This is a genomic window from Actinomycetospora sp. NBRC 106375, assembly GCF_030269665.1.
Taxonomy (GTDB): domain Bacteria; phylum Actinomycetota; class Actinomycetes; order Mycobacteriales; family Pseudonocardiaceae; genus Actinomycetospora.
Map to the genome: position 1 here is coordinate 88,008 of NZ_BSTS01000017.1, position 21,195 is coordinate 109,202.

Annotated in this window: 24 protein-coding genes; 12 read left to right on the forward strand and 12 right to left on the reverse strand. The window is 74.4% G+C overall.

The genetic code is table 11. The features are described 5' to 3' along the window. Nucleotides 1-13 precede the first annotated feature (13 nt). On the reverse strand, nt 14-517 hold the full coding sequence (locus QSK03_RS24815) for a L,D-transpeptidase (RefSeq protein ID WP_285657740.1): 504 nt from the start codon (nt 515-517) through the stop codon (nt 14-16). Nucleotides 518-759: 242 nt separating this feature from the next. Between QSK03_RS24815 and ligD the strand changes: the two genes are divergently transcribed. Next, nucleotides 760-1,737, forward strand: a complete 978-nt coding sequence (ligD, locus tag QSK03_RS24820) for a non-homologous end-joining DNA ligase (protein WP_285657741.1) — start codon at nt 760-762, stop codon at nt 1,735-1,737. A gap of 84 nt (nt 1,738-1,821) precedes the next feature. Here the strand turns inward: ligD and QSK03_RS24825 are convergent, their stop codons facing one another. Next, nucleotides 1,822-2,595 carry a putative protein N(5)-glutamine methyltransferase gene (locus tag QSK03_RS24825; RefSeq protein ID WP_285657742.1) on the reverse strand — a complete coding sequence of 258 codons (774 nt, stop codon included), beginning with the start codon at nt 2,593-2,595 and terminating at the stop codon, nt 1,822-1,824. Then, nucleotides 2,592-3,473: a beta-keto acid cleavage family enzyme gene (locus QSK03_RS24830; protein WP_285657743.1), complete on the reverse strand. Its 882-nt coding sequence runs from the start codon at nt 3,471-3,473 to the stop codon at nt 2,592-2,594. Before QSK03_RS24830 ends, QSK03_RS24825 begins: the two co-directional genes overlap by 4 nt. Before the next feature lie 51 nt (nt 3,474-3,524). Between QSK03_RS24830 and QSK03_RS24835 the strand changes: the two genes are divergently transcribed. The 4 genes from QSK03_RS24835 to QSK03_RS24850 are packed head-to-tail and all read left to right on the forward strand — an operon-like array spanning nt 3,525 to nt 6,272. Beyond that, the gene (locus QSK03_RS24835) at nt 3,525-4,193 is read left to right on the forward strand and encodes an RraA family protein (RefSeq protein ID WP_285657744.1); all 669 of its coding nucleotides are present in this window, start codon (nt 3,525-3,527) and stop codon (nt 4,191-4,193) included. Then, nucleotides 4,190-4,942, forward strand: coding sequence for an SDR family oxidoreductase (locus QSK03_RS24840; RefSeq protein ID WP_285657745.1), 753 nt, complete (start codon nt 4,190-4,192; stop codon nt 4,940-4,942). Before QSK03_RS24835 ends, QSK03_RS24840 begins: the two co-directional genes overlap by 4 nt. 57 nt (nt 4,943-4,999) lie before the next feature. Continuing rightward, nucleotides 5,000-5,806: an SGNH/GDSL hydrolase family protein gene (locus tag QSK03_RS24845; protein WP_285657851.1), complete on the forward strand. Its 807-nt coding sequence runs from the start codon at nt 5,000-5,002 to the stop codon at nt 5,804-5,806. A 10-nt stretch (nt 5,807-5,816) separates the two neighbouring features. Then, nucleotides 5,817-6,272, forward strand: a complete 456-nt coding sequence (locus QSK03_RS24850; protein ID WP_285657747.1) for a GNAT family N-acetyltransferase — start codon at nt 5,817-5,819, stop codon at nt 6,270-6,272. Here QSK03_RS24850 and QSK03_RS24855 read toward each other — a convergent pair. Genes QSK03_RS24855 through QSK03_RS24865 form a run of 3 tightly spaced genes read right to left on the reverse strand, consistent with a single transcriptional unit; the run spans nt 6,269 to nt 8,085 of the window. Further along, entirely contained in the window at nt 6,269-6,685 is a 417-nt protein-coding gene (locus QSK03_RS24855; RefSeq protein ID WP_285657748.1) for an SRPBCC family protein, read from the reverse strand. The genes QSK03_RS24850 and QSK03_RS24855 overlap by 4 nt on opposite strands. A gap of 42 nt (nt 6,686-6,727) precedes the next feature. Beyond that, complete coding sequence (bla, locus tag QSK03_RS24860; protein ID WP_285657750.1) at nt 6,728-7,618, reverse strand: class A beta-lactamase; 891 nt, start codon at nt 7,616-7,618, stop codon at nt 6,728-6,730. Then, the gene (locus QSK03_RS24865) at nt 7,615-8,085 is read right to left on the reverse strand and encodes a pyridoxamine 5'-phosphate oxidase family protein (protein WP_285657751.1); all 471 of its coding nucleotides are present in this window, start codon (nt 8,083-8,085) and stop codon (nt 7,615-7,617) included. The genes bla and QSK03_RS24865 overlap by 4 nt, the downstream gene beginning before the upstream one ends. A 103-nt stretch (nt 8,086-8,188) precedes the next feature. Between QSK03_RS24865 and QSK03_RS24870 the strand changes: the two genes are divergently transcribed. Continuing rightward, the gene (locus QSK03_RS24870) at nt 8,189-8,740 is read left to right on the forward strand and encodes an HdeD family acid-resistance protein (protein WP_285657753.1); all 552 of its coding nucleotides are present in this window, start codon (nt 8,189-8,191) and stop codon (nt 8,738-8,740) included. Nucleotides 8,741-8,766: 26 nt separating this feature from the next. On the opposite strand, the gene QSK03_RS24875 is transcribed toward QSK03_RS24870, so the two are convergent. Continuing rightward, the gene (locus QSK03_RS24875) at nt 8,767-8,913 is read right to left on the reverse strand and encodes a hypothetical protein (protein WP_285657754.1); all 147 of its coding nucleotides are present in this window, start codon (nt 8,911-8,913) and stop codon (nt 8,767-8,769) included. A gap of 141 nt (nt 8,914-9,054) precedes the next feature. Between QSK03_RS24875 and QSK03_RS24880 the strand changes: the two genes are divergently transcribed. Continuing rightward, a complete protein-coding gene (locus QSK03_RS24880; protein WP_285657755.1) occupies nt 9,055-10,221 on the forward strand; it encodes an alkaline phosphatase family protein in 1,167 nt (388 codons plus the stop codon). Here the strand turns inward: QSK03_RS24880 and QSK03_RS24885 are convergent. The 5 genes from QSK03_RS24885 to QSK03_RS24905 form a co-directional block, all read right to left on the reverse strand. Next, entirely contained in the window at nt 10,218-12,596 is a 2,379-nt protein-coding gene (locus QSK03_RS24885; protein ID WP_285657756.1) for an ATP-binding cassette domain-containing protein, read from the reverse strand. The genes QSK03_RS24880 and QSK03_RS24885 overlap by 4 nt on opposite strands. Before the next feature lie 44 nt (nt 12,597-12,640). Beyond that, the gene (locus QSK03_RS24890; protein ID WP_285657758.1) at nt 12,641-13,060 is read right to left on the reverse strand and encodes a VOC family protein; all 420 of its coding nucleotides are present in this window, start codon (nt 13,058-13,060) and stop codon (nt 12,641-12,643) included. A gap of 5 nt (nt 13,061-13,065) precedes the next feature. Beyond that, nucleotides 13,066-13,500: a helix-turn-helix transcriptional regulator gene (locus tag QSK03_RS24895; RefSeq protein ID WP_285657760.1), complete on the reverse strand. Its 435-nt coding sequence runs from the start codon at nt 13,498-13,500 to the stop codon at nt 13,066-13,068. A 180-nt stretch (nt 13,501-13,680) separates the two neighbouring features. Beyond that, nucleotides 13,681-14,586 (reverse strand): endonuclease domain-containing protein, encoded by a 906-nt coding sequence (locus QSK03_RS24900; protein WP_285657762.1) that lies wholly within the window; start codon nt 14,584-14,586, stop codon nt 13,681-13,683. Between the two features lie 134 nt (nt 14,587-14,720). Beyond that, a complete protein-coding gene (locus QSK03_RS24905; protein WP_285657764.1) occupies nt 14,721-14,939 on the reverse strand; it encodes a hypothetical protein in 219 nt (72 codons plus the stop codon). A gap of 118 nt (nt 14,940-15,057) precedes the next feature. Between QSK03_RS24905 and glyA the strand changes: the two genes are divergently transcribed. The 5 genes from glyA to QSK03_RS24930 are packed head-to-tail and all read left to right on the forward strand — an operon-like array spanning nt 15,058 to nt 21,186. Next, the gene (glyA, locus tag QSK03_RS24910) at nt 15,058-16,347 is read left to right on the forward strand and encodes a serine hydroxymethyltransferase (RefSeq protein ID WP_285657766.1); all 1,290 of its coding nucleotides are present in this window, start codon (nt 15,058-15,060) and stop codon (nt 16,345-16,347) included. Next, entirely contained in the window at nt 16,344-17,579 is a 1,236-nt protein-coding gene (locus QSK03_RS24915) for a sarcosine oxidase subunit beta family protein (protein WP_285657768.1), read from the forward strand. The genes glyA and QSK03_RS24915 overlap by 4 nt, the downstream gene beginning before the upstream one ends. A gap of 10 nt (nt 17,580-17,589) precedes the next feature. Further along, on the forward strand, nt 17,590-17,850 hold the full coding sequence (locus QSK03_RS24920; protein WP_285657770.1) for a sarcosine oxidase subunit delta: 261 nt from the start codon (nt 17,590-17,592) through the stop codon (nt 17,848-17,850). Then, a complete protein-coding gene (locus tag QSK03_RS24925) occupies nt 17,847-20,612 on the forward strand; it encodes a 2Fe-2S iron-sulfur cluster-binding protein (protein WP_285657773.1) in 2,766 nt (921 codons plus the stop codon). The genes QSK03_RS24920 and QSK03_RS24925 overlap by 4 nt, the downstream gene beginning before the upstream one ends. After that, nucleotides 20,605-21,186 carry a sarcosine oxidase subunit gamma gene (locus QSK03_RS24930; RefSeq protein WP_285657775.1) on the forward strand — a complete coding sequence of 194 codons (582 nt, stop codon included), beginning with the start codon at nt 20,605-20,607 and terminating at the stop codon, nt 21,184-21,186. Before QSK03_RS24925 ends, QSK03_RS24930 begins: the two co-directional genes overlap by 8 nt. Nucleotides 21,187-21,195 lie beyond the last annotated feature (9 nt).

Consider the following 21,195-nt stretch of genomic DNA (forward strand, 5'->3'; position numbering starts at 1 on the left):
TCCGCTCACATGGCTACGGGACGATCTGGACGCGGTCGTAGACGTTCAGGCTGTTGAAGAAGGCCTGGGCGTCGGGGTCGGCCATGCGGACGCAGCCCGCGGACTGGCGGGCCGGGTCACCGCCGTGGAACGCGCGGCCGTTGCCGTCGAAGAAGACCGCCCACGGCATGCGCGCGTTGTTGTACTCCTTGGAGAGGTGGACCTCTTCCTTGCGCTGCACGGCGAAGAAGCCCGTGGGCGTCTCGTTGCCGGGCGAGCCGTGGTTCATCCGGACCGGGCCGCGGATGATGTTGCCCTTGCCGTCGGAGAGCCACGCCTCGTTCGTCGACAGGCGGGCGCAGGCCTTGATGTTGTCCTCGCACGGCATGGCCGCCCGGGGCGCGGCCATCGCGACGGCACCGCCGCCGAGACCCGCGATCGCGACCAGGCCGAGGACGATCGCGACGACGCGCCCGCCCAGGCGGTGGCGCGTCCCCTCCGCGCGAGCCGCGATGCCCATCCACGTGTGCTGACCCACCGTGCTCCTCTCGGACGGTTCGCGCCGCGACGGGTGTCGGCGGCGCATCCCTCTCAACGGCACCGCGGCTCCCACGGACGAGTGGTCTGTCCGGGTGGTCCCTCGGGGTGACGCTCCGGATGCGCTCCGTGGTCTCCCGCGCTGCCGGGCCGGGACTCTCTCACTGCGGTGGCGCGCGACCGGGACCCCCCGCCGTGTCACGGATCCTTGCCCGATGTGCCCCTGAGCAGGAAGGTGACGCGGTGGCCGGAACGGGATCCCCCGGACGCGGACCCGCCGAGGAGCGGGACGGCGTCGCCCTCACGAACCTCGATCAGGAGCTGTTCTCCGGCGCGGGGGTGACCAAGCGCGAGCTCGTCGACTACCTCGACGTGATGTCGCCGCGCCTGCTGCCCGCGCTCGAGGGCCGGCCCCTGTCCGTGGTGCGCGCGCTGCGCGGGCAGAAGCCGTTCATGCAGAAGAACGTCCCGAAGTACGCGCCGGACTTCGTGCGCACGGTGTCGTTCTGGGCCGAGACCTCGCACCGCGAGGTGGCCTACGCGCTGTGCGACGACCGCCGCACCCTGCTGTGGTTCGCCAACCAGCGCGCCGTCGAGTACCACCCGACCCTCGTCCGCGCCGCGACGATGGGCACACCCGAGCACCTCGTGCTCGACCTCGACCCGCCCGAGGACGCCGGGTTCGGCGCCGTCGTCGCGGCCGCCCACCTCGTGCGCCGCGCGCTCGACGAGGCCGGCCTCGCGGGCGTCGTGAAGACCACGGGCGCCAAGGGCGTCCACGTCCTGGTCCCGCTCGCGCCGGGCCCGACCCACGAGGACGTCGCCGGCGCCACCCGGGCGCTCGCCGTCCGGGTCGAGCGCCTCGACCCGGACGTCGCGACGACGGCGTTCATCCGCGCCGACCGCGGCGGCAAGGTGTTCGTCGACCCCACGCGCGCCGGCGGCTCCACGATCGCCGCGGTCTACAGCCCCCGCGTGCGTCCCGGCCTGCCGGTGTCGTTCCCGGTGTCCTGGGACGAGCTCGCCACCGTCGTCCCGTCCGAGATCACGGTCCGCACGGCGCCGGATCGCCCCGACCCGTGGGCCGACCCGGCCGCCCGTCCGGCGCCCCAGCCGCTGCCCGACGAGCTCGTCGCCGAGGGCCGGACCATCCCCGTCGCGCGCGTCCAGGCGATGCACGAGGGCAAGCGCCGCAAACGCGCCGCCGAACGCGGGGAGTGACCGTCTGCCGGGCGCCTTGTGTCAGCGACGTGCTGTTGCGGACGCTCAGCGTCCGTGACGGCACGTCGCTGACCAACCCCGTGGTCACGCAGGGTCAGCGGGGACCCCGGCGACGACGGTGGCGTCGCGGTCGTCGTCGTGCGCGACGATCGCCAGGAGACCGACGCCTTCCAGGGCGTCACGGGCCGCCGTGGCCTGGTGGGTCGCGCACTCGACGAGCAGGCCACCGTCCGGCCGCAGCCACCGCGTCGCCGTCGCCGCGAGCCTGCGGACGACGTCGATGCCGTCGCCCCCGCCGTCGAGGGCGACGAGCGGCTCGTGCTCCCGGGCCTCCGGCGGCATGGCGGCGACGGCGCCGGTCGGGACGTACGGCGTGCTCGCGACGACCACGTCCACGCCGCCCGCGAGCTCCGGTGGGAGGGCGTCGAGCAGATCGCCGGTGTGGATCCCCGCGGCGCCGGGCAGGTTGGCGCGCGCGCAGGCGACGGCCGCGGGGTCGACGTCGGCGGCGTGCAGCACCAGATCGGGACGGGCGGCGAGCAGGGCGGCGCCGATCGCCCCGGTCCCGCAGCACACGTCGACGACGACCGCTCCCGGCCCGATCACCGCCAGCGCGCACGACACCAGGAACTCGCTGCGCCGCCGCGGCACGAACACCCCGGGCGCGACGGCCACCCGCAGCCCCGCGAACTCCGCCCAGCCGACGACCTGCTCCAGCGGCTCCCCGCCGATCCGGCGGGCGACCAGCTCCTCGAGGTCGCCGCGCCCCTCGTGGTACGCCATCCGCAGCAGCGCGGCCTCGTCCTCGGCGAACACGCACCCGGCGGCGCGGAGGCGGTCGACGAGGGCGTCGTTCACCGCGCCGGCACCCCGAGGATCGCGCGGGTCTCGGCGATGGTCGCCGGTCGCCGGTCGAGATCGGCGAGCAGGGCCACGACGCCGTCGACGAGCTCGGTGTTCGTCGGCGTGGACGGACCCGCGAAGTCCTCCAGCCCGACCCGCAGGTGCCCGCCCCGGCGGACCGCCGCCTCGGCGAGCCCGGACGCGACGACGTCGCCGCCGAGCACCGCGACCGACCACGGCAGCCCGCTGGGTTCGAGCATCTCGAGGTAGGCCTCGAGCGCGGTCTCGGTGGGCGGCAGCCCGAACTCCAGCTCGCCGCCGAAGTACAGCTTGACCATCGCGCCCGGCGGCACCCGGCCGTGCCGGTGCATCGTCAGCGCGACGCGCAGGAAGCTCGGGTCGAAGATCGAGATCGACGGACCGGTGCCGTGCGCGGCGCAGCGGGCGAACATGTGCTCGGTGTCGGCGAGGCTGTTCTGGTACGGCCCGGGCGCGGCGGCCGGGGCGACGGCCCCGTCGCTGGTCAGGCCGAGGTTCACCGAGCCGGGGTCGACGAGGCTCAGACCCCCGAGACCACGGCGCGCGAGCTCCTCGTGGTGGGCCCAGCGCGTCTCGATCGGGATGCCGCGGGCGCCGGCGGCCATCGTCGCGTAGAGCAGCAGATCCGGGTACCGCTCGAGCACCGGCGACCATGCCTCGAGATACGGCTCCACGGGGTGCACCCCGTCGTCCACGAACATCGCCTCGTGGTGGTCGTGCGCGATGCTCGCACCGCGGGCGACGCAGGCGAGCATCTCGTCGGCGACCTCGGCCGGAGTCACGGGCACGTGCGGGTTCGCCGAGCGCGGGGTGGCCCCGTTGACGGCCACCTCGAGGATCACGGGGGACGGCACAGGCGACGAGCATGGTCGCCCGCGGGGTCCGCGTCGAGCATCATGCGGGCCGTGGAACCCCTGACCGCCGCCGAGCTCGGCCGCGTCCGTGCCCTCGCGACGTCCTCGCTGTGCGACGCCGACAAGACCTTCCTCCTGCCCGACCCCGCGATCCGGGCGATGGTGCCCGACGTGCGGATGGCCGGGCCCGCGGTCACCGTCGTCGCCCCCGACGACCACCTCCCGGTGCTGCTCGCCGCGGGTGAGGCGCCGCCCGGGTCGGTCCTGGTGGTCACCACGCTGCGCGGCGCCCGCGCCGTCGCCGGCGAGCTGGTGGCCGCCGAGGCGAAGCGCCGCGGTCTCGCCGGGGTCGTCATCGACGGGTACTGCCGCGACGTCGCCGGTCTGCGCCGGCTGGGGCTGCCCGTCTACGCGCGGGGCTCGACGCCGGCGTCCGGGAGCGCCCGCGATCCGCGCGGGGTCGACGAGGGCCCGGTCGCGCTCGGCGGGGTGCCGGTGCGGCCGGGGGACGTCGTGCTGGGTGACGACGACGGGCTCGCGGTGGCGACGCCCGACCAGCTGCGCGCGGCGCTCGCGGGCGCCGAGGAGGTCGAGCGCGCCGAGGCGGCGGTACTCGCCGGCATGGGCGAGGGCCGCTCGCTCGCCGACCACACCACGATCGTCGAGCACCGCGCGGCCCGGGCCGCCGGCCGCGACTCGTCGCTGGCGTTCACCGTATGAGCCGCACGAGCCCCGTCCTCCTGGTCACCGGAGGCAGCCGGGGCATCGGCGCCGCGGTCGTGACGCGGGCGGCGGCCGCGGGCTGGTCGGTGTGCCTGACCTACCGCGGGGACGCCCCGGCGGCCGACACGGTGGTCGCCGCGGCGCGGAGGGCCGGTGTCGAGGCGACGGCGGTCCGCGCCGACGTCGCCGTCGAGGCCGACGTCGAGACCGCCTTCGCCGCGGCCGACGCGATGGGCCCGCTCGGCGGGGTCGTCGTCAACGCCGGCGTCGTCGTCCCGAAGTCCCGCGTGGACGCGATGTCGGCCCGGCGCGTGAGCGAGATGCTCGCCGTCAACGTCGTCGGCGCCGTCGTCTCCTGCCGCGAGGCCGTCCGGCGCCTCTCGACCGCGCACGGCGGGCCGGGCGGGTCGATCGTGCTCGTGTCCTCGGCCGCGTCCCGGCTGGGCTCCGCGGGGGAGTACGTCGACTACGCCGCCTCGAAGGCCGCGGTCGACACCCTGGGGCTCGGGCTGGCGAAGGAGGTCGCCGACGAGGGCGTCCGCGTCAACGTCGTGCGTCCCGGGATCATCGACACCGAGCTGCACGCATCCGGCGGGCAGCCCGACCGCGTCGCCCGGATCGGGCCGGCGGTGCCGGTGGGCCGGGCAGGCGCCGCCGACGAGGTCGCCGCGGCCGTCGTGTGGCTGCTCGGCGACGAGGCGTCGTACTGCACGGGCAGCGTCCTCGACGTGGCCGGCGGTCGCTAGAAACGGGAGTCGCCTCCCGCGGCCGTCCCGGCGGGGAGCAGAATCGCCGGCGTGGTCATGAAGGGGGAGCAGGACACCACCGCCGACACCGACACCGTCGCCACCCGCTGGCGCAGCTACGTCGCCCTGGGCGACAGCTTCACCGAGGGCGTCGGCGACCCGGATCCGGCGACCGGCCGGGAGCGGGGGTGGGCCGACCGCGTCGCCGCCCGTCTGGCCCGCGAGGACCCGGGGTTCCGGTACGCCAACCTCGCGATCCGCGGGCTGCTGCTGGACCCGATCATCCGGACGCAGGTGCCCGAGGCCGTCCGCATGGGGCCCGACCTCGTGAGCGTCTGCGCCGCCGGCAACGACCTGCTGCGCCCGAGCGCGGACCCGGCCGCGCTGGCCGAGCGTCTCGAGGGCGCGGTCGCGACGCTGCGCGCCACGGGCGCCGACGTGCTGGTCTTCACCGGCTTCGACACCCGCGAGAGCCCGCTGCTCAACCTCATCGGCAAGCGCCTCGCCGCGATGAACGACCACATCCGCGAGATCGCGCACCGGCAGGGCGCGTACCTCGTCGACCTCTGGGTGATGCCGCCGCTGTCGGACATGCGCGCCCGCACCGACGACCGCCTGCACCTCAACCCGAGCGGGCACGCCCGCGTCGCCGCCCGCGTCAGCGAGGTCCTCGGCCTGCCGCCGGAGATCGACTGGCACGCGCCGTGGCCGCCCGTCGAGCCCACGAGCTGGGGTCACCGGCGCGCCGAGGACGTCCGGTGGGCGCGCGAGCACCTCCTGCCCTGGGTCCAGCGACGGGCGCAGGGCCGCAGCACCGGCGACGAGCGCACGGCGAAGCGCCCGGAGCTCGCCCCCGTCCCGTGAGGATCGTCCCGTGAGGATCCGGACCGACGACCTCGCCGGCCCCGAGATCGCCGCCCTGCTCGACGAGCACCTCGCCGAGATGCGCGCGGTGTCCCCGCCGGAGAGCAAGCACGCGCTCGACCTCGAGGGGCTGCGGGCCCCCGACATGACGGTCTGGACGGTGTGGGACGGCGCGACGCTGCTGGGCTGCGGCGCGCTGCGCGAGCTCGACCCCACCCACGGCGAGATCAAGTCGATGCGCACGGCGGCGGCCCACCAGGGGCGAGGTGTCGGCGCGCGGCTCGTCGAGCACGTCGTCGCCGAGGCCCGTCGCCGCAGCTACCGGCGGCTGAGCCTGGAGACCGGCGCGGCGGACCACTTCGCCCCGGCCCGGCGGCTCTACGCGCGCCACGGCTTCGTGCCGTGCGCGCCGTTCGGCGAGTACCGCGCCGACCGGCACAGCGTCCACCTCACCCGGGAGCTCTAACGCGTCGCCGCGTCGGCGAGCCCCGCGATCTCGGTGTCGACGTAGCGCCGCGTCATCCCGCCGAGGAGGTCGGCGACGAACGACAGCGGCCCGGTCTGGCGGATCCCCAGCGTGATCCGGCTGCGGCCCTCGCCGGTCGGCTCCACCGCGTGCCACGCGACGCTCTGCAGGCCGGGCGCCGGCGACGACCACGTGAACGACCGCCCGGGGACGACCTCGGTGACCTCCCACGTCGCGGGCGGCAGCCGGGGCTGCTCCACGCGGAACCGGGCGCCCACCGCCAGCGTCGTGCCCTCGACGATCCGCACCCGCCGGACCGTCGGCGTCCACTGCGGCATCCGCTCGACGTCGGCGATCACCGCCCAGACCGCGTCCGCCCCGGCCTCGACGTGCCGGCTGACCGTGTACTCCACGCGTCCCGTCCTACCGCGTCGGACGCGACGGCGGGAGCCCCGTCAGCGTTCGCCGAGAGCGATCCGCGTGGCCTCCGCGATCGTCGCCTTCCCGTTCGTGCTCGCCGGGTCGGCGGGGGTCGTGTACACGGCGATCACCAGAGGCGCCCGGTCCGGCGGCCAGGCGACCGCGACGTCGTGGCTCTCGCCCTGCGCGCCGGAACCCGTCTTGTCGCCGGCGCGCCACCCCGGCGGGAGCCCGGCACGGATCTGCTGCGTCCCGGTGGTGGTGGCGACCATCCACGCGGTCAGCAGGTCGCGTCCCGCGGGATCGAGGCCGTCGCCGAGCACCAGCGCCCGCACGTCCGCCGCCACGGCGTCGGGCGTGCTCGTGTCGCGCTCGTCGCCGGGTGCGGTCTCGTTGAGATCCGGCTCCACGCGGTCGAGGCGCGTCACGGTGTCGCCCAGGGAGCGGACGAACGCCGTGCTCGCGGTCGGGCCGCCGAGCACGCCGGTGAGCAGGTTCGCCGCGGTGTTGTCGCTGACGACGATCGCCGCCTCGCACAGCGCGGCGACGGTCATGCCGGTGGCGACGGACCGCGAGGTCGTCGGCGCGTACTCCAGGAGGTCGGCGGGGGTGTAGCGGATCCTGCGGTCGAGCAGGCCCGGGTCGTCGAGACGCCGGCGCAGCACCGCGCCGACGACGAGGACCTTCGCCGTCGAGCACATCAGCACGCGCTCGCCCGCGCGGTGGCGCACGGCCCGTCCGGTGGCGGTGTCCAGCGCGACCAGCCCGATCCGGCGGCCCGAACGCCGCTCGAGGTCGGCGAGGAGCGTCCCGGGGTCGGGCGGGGGCACGGGTGCGGGGGCGGGTGACACGGTCGGTCGCGTGCACCCTGCGGCGAGCGCCGCGACCCCGCCGAGGAGCACCGCGCGACGGGTCGGGGTGATCACCCGCGGGAGGGTAGCGAGCGGTACTCGAGGCCGGCGGCCGTCCCGCGCCAGACCACGAGCCGCTCGAGCGTCATCACGATCGGCAGCGAGAACGTCATGAGCCAGGCGTCGAGGGGCTGGTCGCCGAGCAACGGCGCGTACTTGCGGCCGAACGCGTCGAGCGCCGGCTCCACCTTCCCGAGCTCGGAGAGCGCGGCCCGGCCGCCGCCGGTGACGACGTCGCCGCCGCCGTGGGTGTCGTCGAGCGCGACGCTGACCTCGGTGTGGGCGCGCAGGTGGCCGATCTTCGCGGTGTCGGGGCGGCTGAACACCGTGACCACCGGGTCGTCGAAGGCGAACCACACGGGGACGGTGTGCGGCCGGCCCGCGGGGTCGACCGTGCCGAGCCAGAGCACGGGCTCCGCGCCGAGCCGCTCGGCCACATGGGCGTCGAGACCGACGGCGGGATCGAGCAATGGATCACCCACCAGGTCATCGCAGCAGACCGGTCAAGCGCGCCCTCTCGACACGGAGCGCACACGGCGATTCGATGTTCGACGACGGGGGAGGGTGACGAGAGGGGAGCAAGGGATGACCAGCGCGGCGAGTGGGATGAGCGTCCGCCGGGCGTCGAGCGGGTGGGGCTGGGTCCTGGCGTCCGGGATCCTCGGCATCCTGGTCGGGGTGATCGCGTTGTTCTTCCCGGGCCTCGCCATCCTGACCGCGGCGTTCGTGCTCGGGATCGGGCTCATCGTGCAGGGGGCCCTGGAGATCGGCGTCGCCTGGCGGGCCGAGACCGGATCGACGGGACGCGGCTGGCTCGCGGCGTTCGGGGTGCTGGCGCTGCTCGCCGGCATCCTCGTGCTGTTCCAGCCCGGCGGCGGCATCCTCGTCCTGGCCTGGGGGATCATCCTGTGGTTCGTGATCGCCGGGATCAACGACCTCCTCGTGGGCTTCTCCCAGAGCGAGCACCGGCTGTGGAACATCGTCCTCGGTGTCCTGACGCTGATCGTCGCGCTGATCCTGATCTTCTCGCCCGGCACCGCGGTCGGGCTCATCGCGATCTTCATCGCGCTGGGCTTCCTGTTCCGCGGCGCGATGGACATCGGTCTCGCGCTGAGCATGCGTCGCGAGGCGCGCTGACGCGGCGCGGATCGGGCCTCCGGCGCCTACCGCGGAGCGGGCACGCGCGGGTCACGGGCGACCGGGTGGGCGGGCCCGGCCCAGCGGCACTCCATGACGTCCCAGTAGCAGGACCGGTCGTGGACGTGCCCGCGCCGGGCGGTGGTGGGCCGGGCGGGTGCCTCGACGGACATGGTGGCCTCCTTCGGTCACGCAGAGCTTCGACGGTGACAGTGAGTGCCCAAGAACGCCAGCTCCTCTCACTCGTTCGGCTGTACGTATCGTCAGTGTGACGACGAACGGTCACAGCCCGTCCCGTCCGCCAGAATGCGTACGTGGCCGCGGACCCCGTTCTGCCCGATCCCGCCCGACCCGGTCTCCCCGACGTCCTGCCGTCGTTGCTGGCCTGTCTCCCGGACGCGGAGCGCAGCGGAGCCGGACCGTCGATGATCAGTGGCGGGGAGCCCGCCTTCGGTCTCCCGCCGGCCCGCGCCGTCGGTCTCCTGCTCGTCGACGGGCTCGGGCACGCGCTGCTGCACGAGCACGCCGACGACGCCCCGTTCCTGGCCGCCATGGCCGACCACGGACCCCTGACCGTCGGCTTCCCGAGCAGCACCCCGATCAGCGTGACCTCCCTCGGCACGGGGCTCCCACCCGGCGCGCACGGCACGATCGGCGTCCGCTTCCGCGTCGACGGCACCCTGCTCGACTCCCTGACCTGGACCAGCGGCGGCACCGACGTGCGCGAGAGCCTCGTCCCCGAGGCCGTCCAGCCGCGCCCGACGGTGTTCGAGGGCGCCGTGGCCGCCGGGGTGGGCGCGACGGTGGTCTCCGACCGCGCGTTCCGCGAGTCCGGCCTGACCCGCTCGGCCCTGCGCGGCGCGCGGTACCGCGGGGTCGGCGCGCTCGGCGACCTCGCCGCCGAACTGCTCGACGCGCTGGGGCAGCCCGGACCGCAGCTGGTCTACGGCTACCACGCCGACCTCGACCAGCTCGGGCACCTGCGGGGTCCCGGTTCGCCGGCCTGGCGCTGGCAGCTGCGCCAGATCGACCGGCTCGTCGAGGGGCTCGTGTCCGAGCTGCCGAGCGGCGCGCTGCTCGCGGTCACCGCCGACCACGGCATGGTCACGATCGACCGGCGTCACGACGCCGACACCGACCCCGACCTGCGCGCCGGCGTCGCCCTCGTCGGCGGCGACCCCCGGGCGCGCCTGGTCTACGCCGAGCCCGGGGCCGCCGGCGACGTGCTCGCCACCTGGCGCGGGGTGCTCGGCGACGACGCCTGGGTGCTCCCGGGCGCCGAGGCCGTCGAGGGCGGCTGGTTCGGACCGTCCGGCCCGCCCGCCGACCGGCTGCCCGACGTCGTCGTCGCCCTGCGCGGCACCGCGGCGGTCGTCTGCACCGAGGCCGAGCCGCTGCTGTCGCGCCTGCCGGGCCAGCACGGGTCGGTCAGCGCCGAGGAGCAGCGCGTGCCGCTGCTGGTGGCCGCGCCCGCCGTCTAGGCCCCGACATAGCGCGCCAGGTGCTCGCCGGTGAGGGTCGAGCGCGCCGCGACGAGGTCGGCGGGCGTGCCCTCGAACACGACGCGCCCGCCGTCGTGGCCCGCGCCCGGGCCGAGGTCGACGATCCAGTCCGCGTGCGCCATGACCGCCTGGTGGTGCTCGATGACGATCACCGACTTCCCGGCGTCGACGAGCCGGTCGAGCAGGCCGAGCAGCTGCTCGACGTCCGCGAGGTGCAGGCCGGTGGTCGGCTCGTCGAGGACGTACACCCCGCCGGCCTCGCCCATCTGCGTCGCGAGCTTGAGCCGCTGACGCTCGCCACCGGACAGCGTCGTGAGCGGCTGGCCGAGGGTGAGGTAGCCGAGCCCGACGTCGGCGAGCCGCTCGAGGATCCTGTGCGCCGCCGGGGTGCGCGCCGCGCCGGCACCGAAGAACGCCACCGCCTCGTCGACGGGCATCGCGAGCACCTCGCTGATGTCGGCGCCGCCGAGCCGGTACTCGAGCACCGCCGCGTCGAACCGACGGCCCTCGCAGACCTCGCAGACCGTCGACATCCCGGCCATGATCCCGAGGTCGGTGAAGATCACCCCGGCGCCGTTGCAGTTCGGGCAGGCGCCCTCGGAGTTCGCGCTGAACAGGGCCGGCTTCACGCCGTTGGCCTTGGCGAAGGCCTTGCGGATCGGCTCGAGCAGCCCGGTGTAGGTGGCCGGGTTGCTCCGGCGCGAGCCCTTGATGGGGGCCTGGTCGACCACGACGACCCCGTCGCGCGGGGCCACCGAGCCGGTGATCAGCGAGCTCTTGCCCGAGCCGGCGACGCCGGTGACCGCCACGAGCACGCCGAGCGGGATGTCGACGTCCACCGAGCGCAGGTTGTGCGCGTCGGCGCCGCGGACCTCCATCGCCCCCGACGGGGTGCGCACCGACGCCTTCAGCGCCGCCCGGTCGTCGAGGTGGCGCCCGGTGAGCGTGCCGCTGGTCCGCAGCCCGGCGAGCGAGCCCTCGTAGACGATCTCGCCGCCGGCGGTGCCCGCCCGCGGTCCGAGGTCGACGACGTGGTCGGCGATCGCGATCGTCTCCGGCTTGTGCTCGACGACGAGCACGGTGTTGCCCTTGTCCCGCAGGCGCCGGAGCAGGTTGTTCATGCGGTCGATGTCGTGCGGGTGCAGCCCGATCGTCGGCTCGTCGAAGACGTAGGTGACATCGGTCAGCGCGGATCCGAGGTGGCGGATCATCTTGGTGCGCTGCGCCTCGCCGCCCGAGAGCGTGCTGGCCGGACGGTCGAGCGAGAGGTAGCCCAGCCCGATCTCGACGAACGAGTCGAGGGTCTCCGAGAGCGACGCGAGCAGCGGACCCACCGAGGGCGCTTCCAGCCCTCGCACCCAGTCCGCCAGGTCGCTGATCTGCATCGCGCAGACCTCGCCGATGTGCTGACCGTCGATCTTCGAGGATCGCGCCGCCTCGGACAGGCGGGTGCCGCCGCACTCGGGGCACGCGGCGAAGACGACGGCGCGCTCGACGAACGCCCGGATGTGCGGCTGCATCGCCTCCGGGTCCTTGCTCAGCATGGACTTCTGGATCTGGAGGATCAGCCCGGTGTAGGTCAGGTTGATGCCGTCGATCTTGAGCTTGGTCGGCTCCTTGTAGAGCAGGTCGTTCAGCTGCTTCTTCGTGAACTCCCTGATCGGCCGGTCCGGGTCGAAGAACCCGCAGCCGCGCAGGATGCGGCCGAACCAGCCGTCCATGCTCATGCCGGGGATCGTGATCGCGCCCTCGTTGATCGACTTGCTGTCGTCGTAGAGCGCGGTGAGGTCGAAGTCGGACGCCGTGCCCCGGCCCTCGCACCGCGGGCACATGCCGCCGGTGATGCTGAACTCGCGGCGCTCCTTGATCTCGCGCCCGCCCTTCTCGAACGTCACCGCGCCGGCGCCCGACAGCGAGGCGACGTTGAACGAGAAGGCCTGCGGCCCGCCGACGTGCGGCACGCCGACCCGGCTGAACAGGATGCGCAGCATCGCGCCCGTGTCGGTGGCGGTGCCGACCGTCGAGCGGACGTCACCGCCCATCCGCTCCTGGCCGACGATGATCGCGGTCGTCAGGCCGTCGAGGACGTCGACGTCCGGCCGGTTGAGCGTGGGCATGAAGCCCTGGACGAAGGTGCTGTAGGTCTCGTTGATCATCCGCTGCGACTCGGCCGCGATCGTCGAGAAGACCAGGGAGCTCTTGCCCGAGCCGGACACGCCGGTGAACACGGTCAGACGCCGCTTGGGCAGCGCGACGTCGATGTCCTTGAGGTTGTTCTCGCGGGCGCCGTGCACGCGGATCAGGTCGTGCCCGTCGGCCGCGTGGGCGGTGTCGGGCGCAGTCGTGTCCGGCATCGTGGCCGAGCTCCTCGGGGCTGAAGTTCCGGCGGGTCGTGCGGTCACTTGACCTCGAAGATGCGGATCATGCTGCCCGCGGGGTCGCGGAAGGCCGCGTCGCGGATCCCCCAGGGCTGGTCGGTGGGCTCCTGCACGACCTCGGCGTCTCCGGCCTGGAGGCGCTCGAAGGTGCCGTCGAGGTCCTTCGTGGCGAGGTTGATCGAGGCGTAGGTGCCCTTGGCCATCATCTCGCCGACGGTCTTCCGCTCCTCGTCGGTCATGCCGGGCTGCGCCGACGGCGGGTAGAGCACGATCGACGTGCCGGGCTGGTCGACCGGGCCGACGGTGAGCCAGTGCAGCCCGTTCCACTCGACGTCGTTGCGCACCTCGAAGCCGAGGGTGTCGCGGTAGAAGGCGAGGGAGGCGTCGTTGTCGGTGTGGGGGAGGAAGGCGTTGTGGATGGTGAGGTCCGGTGTGCTCATGCCGGTCACGCTAGGGGCGGGCCGGCCGCCCGGACTTCTCGATTCCTGACCGGTCGGGTCACCTGCTTGGCGACGCACGGCGGCATGCCCGCGCCGGGACCGGGCGCCTGCTTGCGGTACGCGCCCGGGGACATGCCGACCAGTTCGGTGAACCGCGTCGTGAAGGTGCCCAGCGAGGACGACCCGACCGCGAAGCAGACCTCGGTGACGCTCATGTCCCCGCGGCGCAGGAGCGCCATCGCCCGCTCGATGCGCCGGGTCATGAGGTAGCTGTAGGGCGATTCGCCGTAGGCACGGCGGAACTCGCGGGACAGGTGCCCGGCCGACCAGTGCACCCCGCGGGCGAGCGCCTCGACGTCCAGCGGCTCGGTGTAGTCCCGGTCGATCCGGTCGCGGACACGCCGCAGCCGGGCCAGGTCCTCCAGGCGCTGGGTGTCCACGGCCTCCCCACGGGATCACGGGATCTCGGTGTCCGTTTCGGCATCCTGCCCGCACGGCCCCGGCCCGTCCATCACCGTCGCCGGCCGGGAGAGGGGCCCCGGCCGGTCCTGCCGCGGGCATGATCGCTCCCGGTGCTCCTCTGACCCGATGTCATGGGGTGAGAGGAGCAGCGGGACGGATCATGCTCCGACCGACGGCGTGATCGCGGCCGTGACCGTCGCCAGCACGGCGTCGGGGTCGACTTCGAGGTCGTGCCAGGTGACGCGCAGGACCGTCCACCCCGCGAGGACGAGGGCGTTCTGTCGAGCGATGTCGCGGCGGAAGGCGGGCAGGTCGCGGTGGTAGGCCCAGCCGTCGATCTCGACGAGCACCCGGGCGGCAGGGAACGCGAGGTCGAGGAGTGCGCGCCCGTAGCGCGGCACGTCGACGGGGTGATCGGCGAACCAGCCGCCGACGCCGGCGTCGCGCAGGAGCCGGTGCATCCGCCGCTCGGCCTCGGACCGGGCGCCACCCGCGGCGAGGACGAGCAGCTGCGCCACGATGACCGATCCCGGACGACCCAGCCGCGAGCGGTGCGCACGCTGCAGGCCCTCGAGGGTGACCCGCCCCGAGAGCAGCGCGCGATCCATGAGCTCGGCGCCCTTCCGCAGGCCCAGCTCGGCGGCGGCGTCGACCACGGCGTACGCGCGCGCCACGACCGGCACGCCGTCCACGATGCTGCGACGCCCCGGCAGCAAGCGGCGCACGACCCGCACTTGCGCGCGGGAGCGCACGCGTCGGTCGGGCGGCACCGCGAACCGCAGCACGTCCGGCGGTTCGTCGAGCAGACGCAGCCACCATGCCGCGCCGGCGCCGATCAGGGTGGCGGTCGACCCCAGCCACAGCGAGGCCGCCCGCACCCGCACACGCGGTCCCCGGGCGTGCGCGGCCGAGAGGTAGACGCACGGCCAGAGCAGGGTCCACAACCCACGCGCGAGCAGGTGGTCGACGGCAGCGTGCGAGAGACCGCAGGCCAGCGCCTGGGCACGCGAGATCACGCCGTCCTGGCGGCGCAGGAGGGCGGCGAGGTCGTTCTCCGAGTCCATACCGGGTTCGACGCAGCGCCGGGCCCGACGGATCCGTGCGTCTCGTCCTCATGATCCGCCCCGGTGCTCCTCTCACCCCATGACATCGGGTCAGAGGAGCACCGGGAGCGATCTTGCTCCGTCGGTGCGCCTCCTCAAGCGGGCCAGAACTCCGCCCACACGCAGCCCGGCTCCTCGACGTCGGTGAGATGGAGCTCGTACCCGCGACGCCGGGCGATCGCCGCGGCCTCCTCGCGATCGTTGTCGAGGATCGTCAGCCCGACCTTCTCCGGCACGGGCCGCGCCCCGAGCCACCCGTCGAGCCGGCGCATCGCCTCGGCGGCGACCCGCGGGTCCGTGTCCGTCGTCGTCATCTCCGCGACCTCCCTCGTCGCCCGGATTCCGTCCGGAGACGAGTGTTGACCCTGGCGAACGCCCGTGTCTACAGTCATCGCCGCCAGATATATCAATTGGCTACGAAGTGGATCGCGAATGTCCCTCGCAGTCCCGCTCGCCCTCACGGCCCCCGACCGGGCGCTCGCCGACGCCGACCCCGAGGTGCACGCCGCGGTCGGCCGCGAGCTCGGCCGGCAGCGCCGCACGCTCGAGATGATCGCGAGCGAGAACCTCGCGCCGCTCGCGGTGATGGCCGCCCAGGGCTCGGTGCTCACCAATAAGTACGCCGAGGGCTACCCGGGCCGGCGCTACTACGGCGGCTGCGAGCACGTCGACGTCGTCGAGCAGCTCGCGATCGACAGGCTGACGGAGCTCTTCGGCGCCGCCCACGCCAACGTCCAGCCGCACTCGGGCGCCCAGGCCAACGCCGCGGTGATGGCGGCGCTGCTGACGCCCGGCGACACGATCCTCGGCCTCGACCTCGCGCACGGCGGCCACCTCACGCACGGCATGAAGCTCAACTTCTCCGGCCGTCTCTACGACGTCGCGGCCTACCACGTGCGGGCCGACGACCACCGCGTCGACATGGACGAGGTCGCCCGCCTGGCCCGCGAGCGCCGACCGAAGCTGATCATCGCCGGCTGGTCGGCCTACCCGCGGCAGCTCGACTTCGCGGCGTTCCGCGCGATCGCCGACGAGGTCGGGGCCTGGTTCATGGTCGACATGGCGCACTTCGCCGGCCTCGTCGCCGCGGGCCGGCACCCCTCGCCGGTGCCGCACGCCCACGTCGTCACCTCGACGACGCACAAGACGCTCGGCGGCCCGCGCGGCGGGTTCGTCCTGACATCGGACGCGGCGATCGCCAAGAAGGTCAACTCGGCGGTCTTCCCCGGTCAGCAGGGCGGCCCGCTCGAGCACGTGATCGCCGCCAAGGCCGTCGCGTTCAAGCTCGCCGGTGAGCCCGCGTTCCGCGAGCGCCAGGAGCGCACGCTGGCCGGCGCCCGCCTGCTCGCCGAGCGCCTGCTGGCCGAGCCGGACCTCGGCGTCGTCTCCGGCGGCACCGACGTCCACCTCGTGCTGGTCGACCTGCGGGACTCCGCCCTCGACGGGCAGCAGGCCGAGGACCGCCTGCACCGCGTCGGCATCACCGTCAACCGCAACGCCGTCCCGTTCGACCCCCGGCCGCCGATGGTCAGCTCCGGGGTCCGGGTCGGCACCGCGGCGCTCGCCGCCCGCGGGTTCGGCACCGACGACTTCGCCGAGGTCGCCGACGTCGTCGCCCGCGCCCTGCGCCCCGACGTGACCGACGCCGAGCTCGACGCCCTGGCCGACCGCACGGCCGCCCTCGCCGACCGCCACCCCCTCTACCCGGAGCTGCCGGTATGACGACTCCGACCCCGCCGGGCGCCCACCTGCCCGAGCACCCCGACCACCTCTGGACGACGGCCGAGCCGAGGAAGTCGTACGACGTCGTGATCGTCGGCGGCGGCGGCCACGGGCTCGCCACGGCCCACTACCTCGCGAAGAACCACGGCATCACGAACGTCGCGGTGCTCGAGAAGGGCTGGCTCGCGGGCGGGAACATGGCCCGCAACACCACGCTCATCCGCTCGAACTACCTCTGGGACGAGTCGGCGGGCATCTACGAGCACGCGCTGCGGCTCTGGGAGGGGCTCGAGGACGACCTCGGCTACCCGATCCTCTTCAGCCAGCGCGGCGTGCTCAACCTCGCCCACACCGAGCAGGACGTCCGCGACTCGATGCGCCGCGTCGAGGCCAACAAGCTCAACGGCATCGACGCCGAGTGGCTCGGGCCCGACGAGGTCGCGAAGGTCTGCCCGATCGTCAACGTCTCCGCCGACATCCGCTACCCGGTGCAGGGCGCGACGTTCCAGCCGCGCGCGGGCATCGCCAAGCACGACTACGTCGCCTGGGGCTTCGCCCGCCGGGCCGACGAAGCCGGGATCGACATCATCGAGCACTGCGAGGTCACCGGGTTCGCCACCGACGGCGACCGCGTGACCGGCGTGCGCACCACCCGCGGGGACATCGCCGCCGGCACGGTCGCGCTCTGCGCCGCCGGGCACACCTCGGTGCTGCTCGACATGCTCGGCGTGCCCGCACCGCTGCAGTCGCACCCGCTGCAGGCGCTGGTCTCCGAGCTCCTCGAGCCCGTGCACCCGACGATCGTCATGTCCAACGCGGTGCACGTGTACGTCTCACAGGCCCACAAGGGCGAGCTGGTGATGGGCGCGGGCGTGGACGCGCCCGTCGGGTACGGCCAGCGCGGCGCGTTCCACGTCATCGAGCGCCAGATGGCGGCGGCGGTCGAGCTCTTCCCCGTGTTCGCGCGCGCCCACCTCCTGCGCAGCTGGGCCGGCATCGTCGACGTCACCCCCGACGCGAGCCCGATCGTCGGCGCGACGCCCTACGACAACGTCTTCCTCAACTGCGGCTGGGGCACCGGCGGGTTCAAGGCGACCCCGGGCCTGGGCTGGGCGTTCGCCGACACCGTCGCGCACGGCCGCCCGCACCCCCTGGTCGCGCCCTTCGGCCTCGACCGGTTCGTCACCGGTGCCCTCGTCGACGAGCACGGCGCCGCCGCCGTGGCCCACTAGGAGGTCCGTCGTGCAACTGATCAGTTGTCCCTGGTGCGGCCCCCGCGAGGAGGTCGAGTTCTCCTACGGCGGCCAGGCCGCCGTCGCCTACCCCGAGCACCCCGCCGCGCTGACCGACGAGCAATGGGCGCGCTTCGTGTTCTTCCGCGACAACCCGAAGGGTCCCTTCGCCGAGCGCTGGGTGCACGCCGCGGGCTGCCGTCGCTGGTTCACCGCCGTCCGCGACACCCGGACGCACCGCTTCGTGTCCCCGTCGGAGGTGACCTCGTGAGCCGCGTTCCCGGCTTCGGCCGCATCGACCGCAGCCGCACGGTCACGATCACCGTCGACGGCGTGCCCTACACCGGGCACCCCGGCGACACCGTCGCCTCGGTGCTGCTCGCCCACGACGTGCACCCCCGCACCACCAGCGTCAAGTACGGACGCCCCCGCGGCATCACCGGGGCGTGGACCGAGGACCCGACCGGCCTGATCCAGGTCGAGGAGCCTTTCCCCGAGCCGATGCTGCTCGCGACCACGGTCGAGGCCACCGACGGGCTCGTCGTGCGCGGGGTCAACGGCCAGGGCCGCCTCGCCGAGGTCGCCGACACCGCCCGCTACGACCGCCGCCACCACCACTGCGACGTCCTCGTCGTCGGTGCGGGTCCCGCCGGGCTCGTCGCGGCGCGGGCCGCCGCGCGGCGCGGGGAGAGCGTCGTCCTCGTCGACGACCGGGCCGATCCCGGCGGCACGCTGACCGGCACGGAGACGATCGACGGGGAGCCGTCGCCGGCCTTCGTCGCCGACGTCGTCGCCGAGCTCGCGGACCAGCCCGAGGTCACCCACCTCCAGCGCACCACCGCCTTCGGGCACTACGACGACGGCTTCGTGCTCGCGCTCGAGCGCCGGGGCGACAGTGTCGACGGGTATGGGCTCCGCACCCGCCAGCGCGTGCACCGCATCCGGGCCTCCCGCGTCGTCGTCGCGGCCGGCGCGATCGAGCGTCCGGTGGTCATCGAGGACGGCGACCGGCCCGGGGTCGTGCTCGCGTCCGCGGCGCGGGACCTGCTGCACCGCCACGGCGTGCTCGTGGGGCGCGAGGTCGTGGTGTTCACGACGAACGACTCCGCCTACGCCGCGGCGCTCGACCTGCACGAGGCCGGGGCCGGCGTGCGGGTGCTCGACGCCCGCGACGAGGCCCCGCGGGGGTGGGCGCGGGCGTGCGCCGAGCGCGGCGTCGCGGTCACGCCCGCGGCCACGGTGCGTGGCACCCGGGGCGAGGAGCGGATCACGGCGGCGGTCACGGGGGACGGGACGGAGATCCCCTGCGACCTCCTGCTCCTGTCCGGCGGCTGGACGCCCGCGGCGCACCTGGTCAGCCACGTCGGCGGCGCCCTGACCTACGACGAGACCCTCGGCGCGTTCGTCTTCGGCGAGCCCGTGGCCGGCGTCGAGGTGATCGGTGCGGCGAACGGGACGCTCGCTCTCGCGGACGTCCTGCGCGAGGCGGGCGGGGCCGGCGCGCCGCACGCGCCCGCGGAGGACGACGGGGCACCGCCGCGGGTGCTCTGGCGCACCGAGGGCGACCCGGCCCGGCAGTTCGTCGACGTCGCCCGCGACGCGACGGTCGCCGACATCGCCCGGGCCGTCGGCGCCGGGCTGACGCACCCCGAGCACGTCAAGCGCTACACGACCATCGGGACCGCGCACGACCAGGGCCGGACGTCGGGGATGCTCGCGATCGGGATCCTCGCCGAGCTCACCGGACGCCCCGTCGCGGCCATGAGACCCACGACGTTCCGCCCGCCGTTCGTCCCGGTGGCATTCGCGGCGCTCGCCGGGCGCGAGCGCGGCGACCTCTTCGACCCGGTGCGCACCACGCCGCTGCACGCGTGGCACGTCGCCGCCGGGGCCGAGTTCGAGGACGTCGGGCAGTGGAAGCGCGCGCGGCACTACCCGCGCGCCGGCGAGGACATGACGGCCGCGGTGCTGCGCGAGTGCGCGGCGGTGCGGACGTCGGTCGGGATCATGGACGCCTCGACGCTCGGCACGATCGACGTCCGGGGGCCCGACGCGCCGGTGCTGCTCGACCGGCTCTACACGAACATGATGTCGAGCCTGAAGGTCGGCCGCGTGCGCTACGGCGTCATGTGCGGCAACGACGGCATGGTCCGCGACGACGGCACTGTGCTGCGCCTGGCCGAGAACCGCTACCTCGTCACGACCACCACCGGCAACGCCGCCGCCGTGCTGGACTCCATGGAGGAGTGGCTCCAGACCGAGTGGACCGACCTGCGGGTGCGGCTGACCTCGGTCACCGACCACTGGTCGATCGCGGCGGTGGCCGGCCCGCGGTCGCGGGACGTGATCGGCGCGGTGTTCGGAGACCTCGACGTCTCGAACGACGCGTTCGGGTTCATGACCTGGCAGGACACGGTCCTCGACGGGACGCCCGTCCGCGTCGCCCGCATTTCCTTCTCGGGCGAGCTGGCCTTCGAGGTCAGCGTCGCGTCCGGGTACGCGTCGGCGGTGTGGGCGCGCCTGCTCGCGGCCGGGCAGGCGTACGGCATCACGCCCTACGGCACCGAGACGATGCACGTCCTGCGGGCCGAGAAGGGCTACCCGATCATCGGCCAGGACACCGACGGCACCGTCTCGCCGCACGACCTCGGCATGAGCTGGGCGGTGTCGGCGAAGAAGGACGACTTCGTCGGCAAGCGCTCCTACACCCGGCCGGAGAACCGCAACCCGCTGCGCAAGCAGCTGGTCTCGCTGCTGCCCACCGACGCGGCCACGAAGCTGCCCGAGGGCTCGCAGATCGTCGGCTTCTGCGCCGACGGCCGGCTGCCCGCCCCGCCGGTGCCGATGCTCGGGCACGTCACCTCGAGCTACCACAGCGCCGAGCTCGCCCGTCCGTTCGCGCTGGCCCTGGTGAAGGGCGGCCGCGACCGCGTCGGCGAGGTCGTCCACGTCCCCGTCGAGGGCGAGCTGGTGCCCGCCCTCATCGGGTCCTCCGTCCTCGTCGACCCCGAAGGAGCCCGTCGCGATGGCTGATCTTCCTGTGCCGACGCTCCCGTGGGCCCATCCGCTCGAGAGCCGCCGGGCCCGGCTCGAGGACGTGTCGGCCGTGCGGCAGGAGCTCTCCGCTCCCGTCGCCGCCGTGGACCTGCGCCTCGACCCGGCCGGCGCCGGGCCGGCCGCGGTGGCCGCGGTGGTCGGCGGGCCGCTGCCCGAGCGGCCCGACACCTGGACCGCGCTGCCCGCGGGTCTCGCGCTGCGTCTCGGCCCCGACGAGTGGCTGCTGACGTCGTCGCGGGCCCGCCCGGAGGACTGGGAGTTCGGCGTCGACGAGGCCGCGCTCGCGCACGGCGGCTCGGCCGTCGACGTGTCCGCCCAGCGCACGAGCCTGCGCCTGCGGGGTCAGCGGGCGCGCGACCTGCTCGCGTCCTGCTGTGCGCTCGACCTGCGACCCGCGTCGTTCCCGCGGGGCCGCTGCGCCCAGACCCTGCTCGGCCAGTCCGCCGTGCTGCTCGTCGCCCACGACACCGACGACCTGCAGCTGTTCGTCCGCACCTCCTTCGCCGGGTACGTCGCTGACCTGCTCGTCGACGCGGCGCACGACTTCTGACCACGACCC

What these genes read in the sequence shown, in the direction of transcription:
- QSK03_RS24875 (WP_285657754.1), bottom strand. Translation starts at nt 8,913, where the DNA reads ATGTCCGTCGAGGCACCCGCCCGGCCCACCACCGCCCGGCGCGGGCAC.
- QSK03_RS24840 (WP_285657745.1), top strand. Translation starts at nt 4,190, where the DNA reads ATGAGCCGCACGAGCCCCGTCCTCCTGGTCACCGGAGGCAGCCGGGGC.
- QSK03_RS24885 (WP_285657756.1), bottom strand. Translation starts at nt 12,596, where the DNA reads ATGCCGGACACGACTGCGCCCGACACCGCCCACGCGGCCGACGGGCAC.
- QSK03_RS24915 (WP_285657768.1), top strand. Translation starts at nt 16,344, where the DNA reads ATGACGACTCCGACCCCGCCGGGCGCCCACCTGCCCGAGCACCCCGAC.
- QSK03_RS24905 (WP_285657764.1), bottom strand. Translation starts at nt 14,939, where the DNA reads ATGACGACGACGGACACGGACCCGCGGGTCGCCGCCGAGGCGATGCGC.
- QSK03_RS24845 (WP_285657851.1), top strand. Translation starts at nt 5,000, where the DNA reads ATGAAGGGGGAGCAGGACACCACCGCCGACACCGACACCGTCGCCACC.
- glyA (WP_285657766.1), top strand. Translation starts at nt 15,058, where the DNA reads ATGTCCCTCGCAGTCCCGCTCGCCCTCACGGCCCCCGACCGGGCGCTC.
- QSK03_RS24930 (WP_285657775.1), top strand. Translation starts at nt 20,605, where the DNA reads ATGGCTGATCTTCCTGTGCCGACGCTCCCGTGGGCCCATCCGCTCGAG.
- QSK03_RS24890 (WP_285657758.1), bottom strand. Translation starts at nt 13,060, where the DNA reads ATGAGCACACCGGACCTCACCATCCACAACGCCTTCCTCCCCCACACC.
- QSK03_RS24900 (WP_285657762.1), bottom strand. Translation starts at nt 14,586, where the DNA reads ATGGACTCGGAGAACGACCTCGCCGCCCTCCTGCGCCGCCAGGACGGC.
- QSK03_RS24870 (WP_285657753.1), top strand. Translation starts at nt 8,189, where the DNA reads ATGACCAGCGCGGCGAGTGGGATGAGCGTCCGCCGGGCGTCGAGCGGG.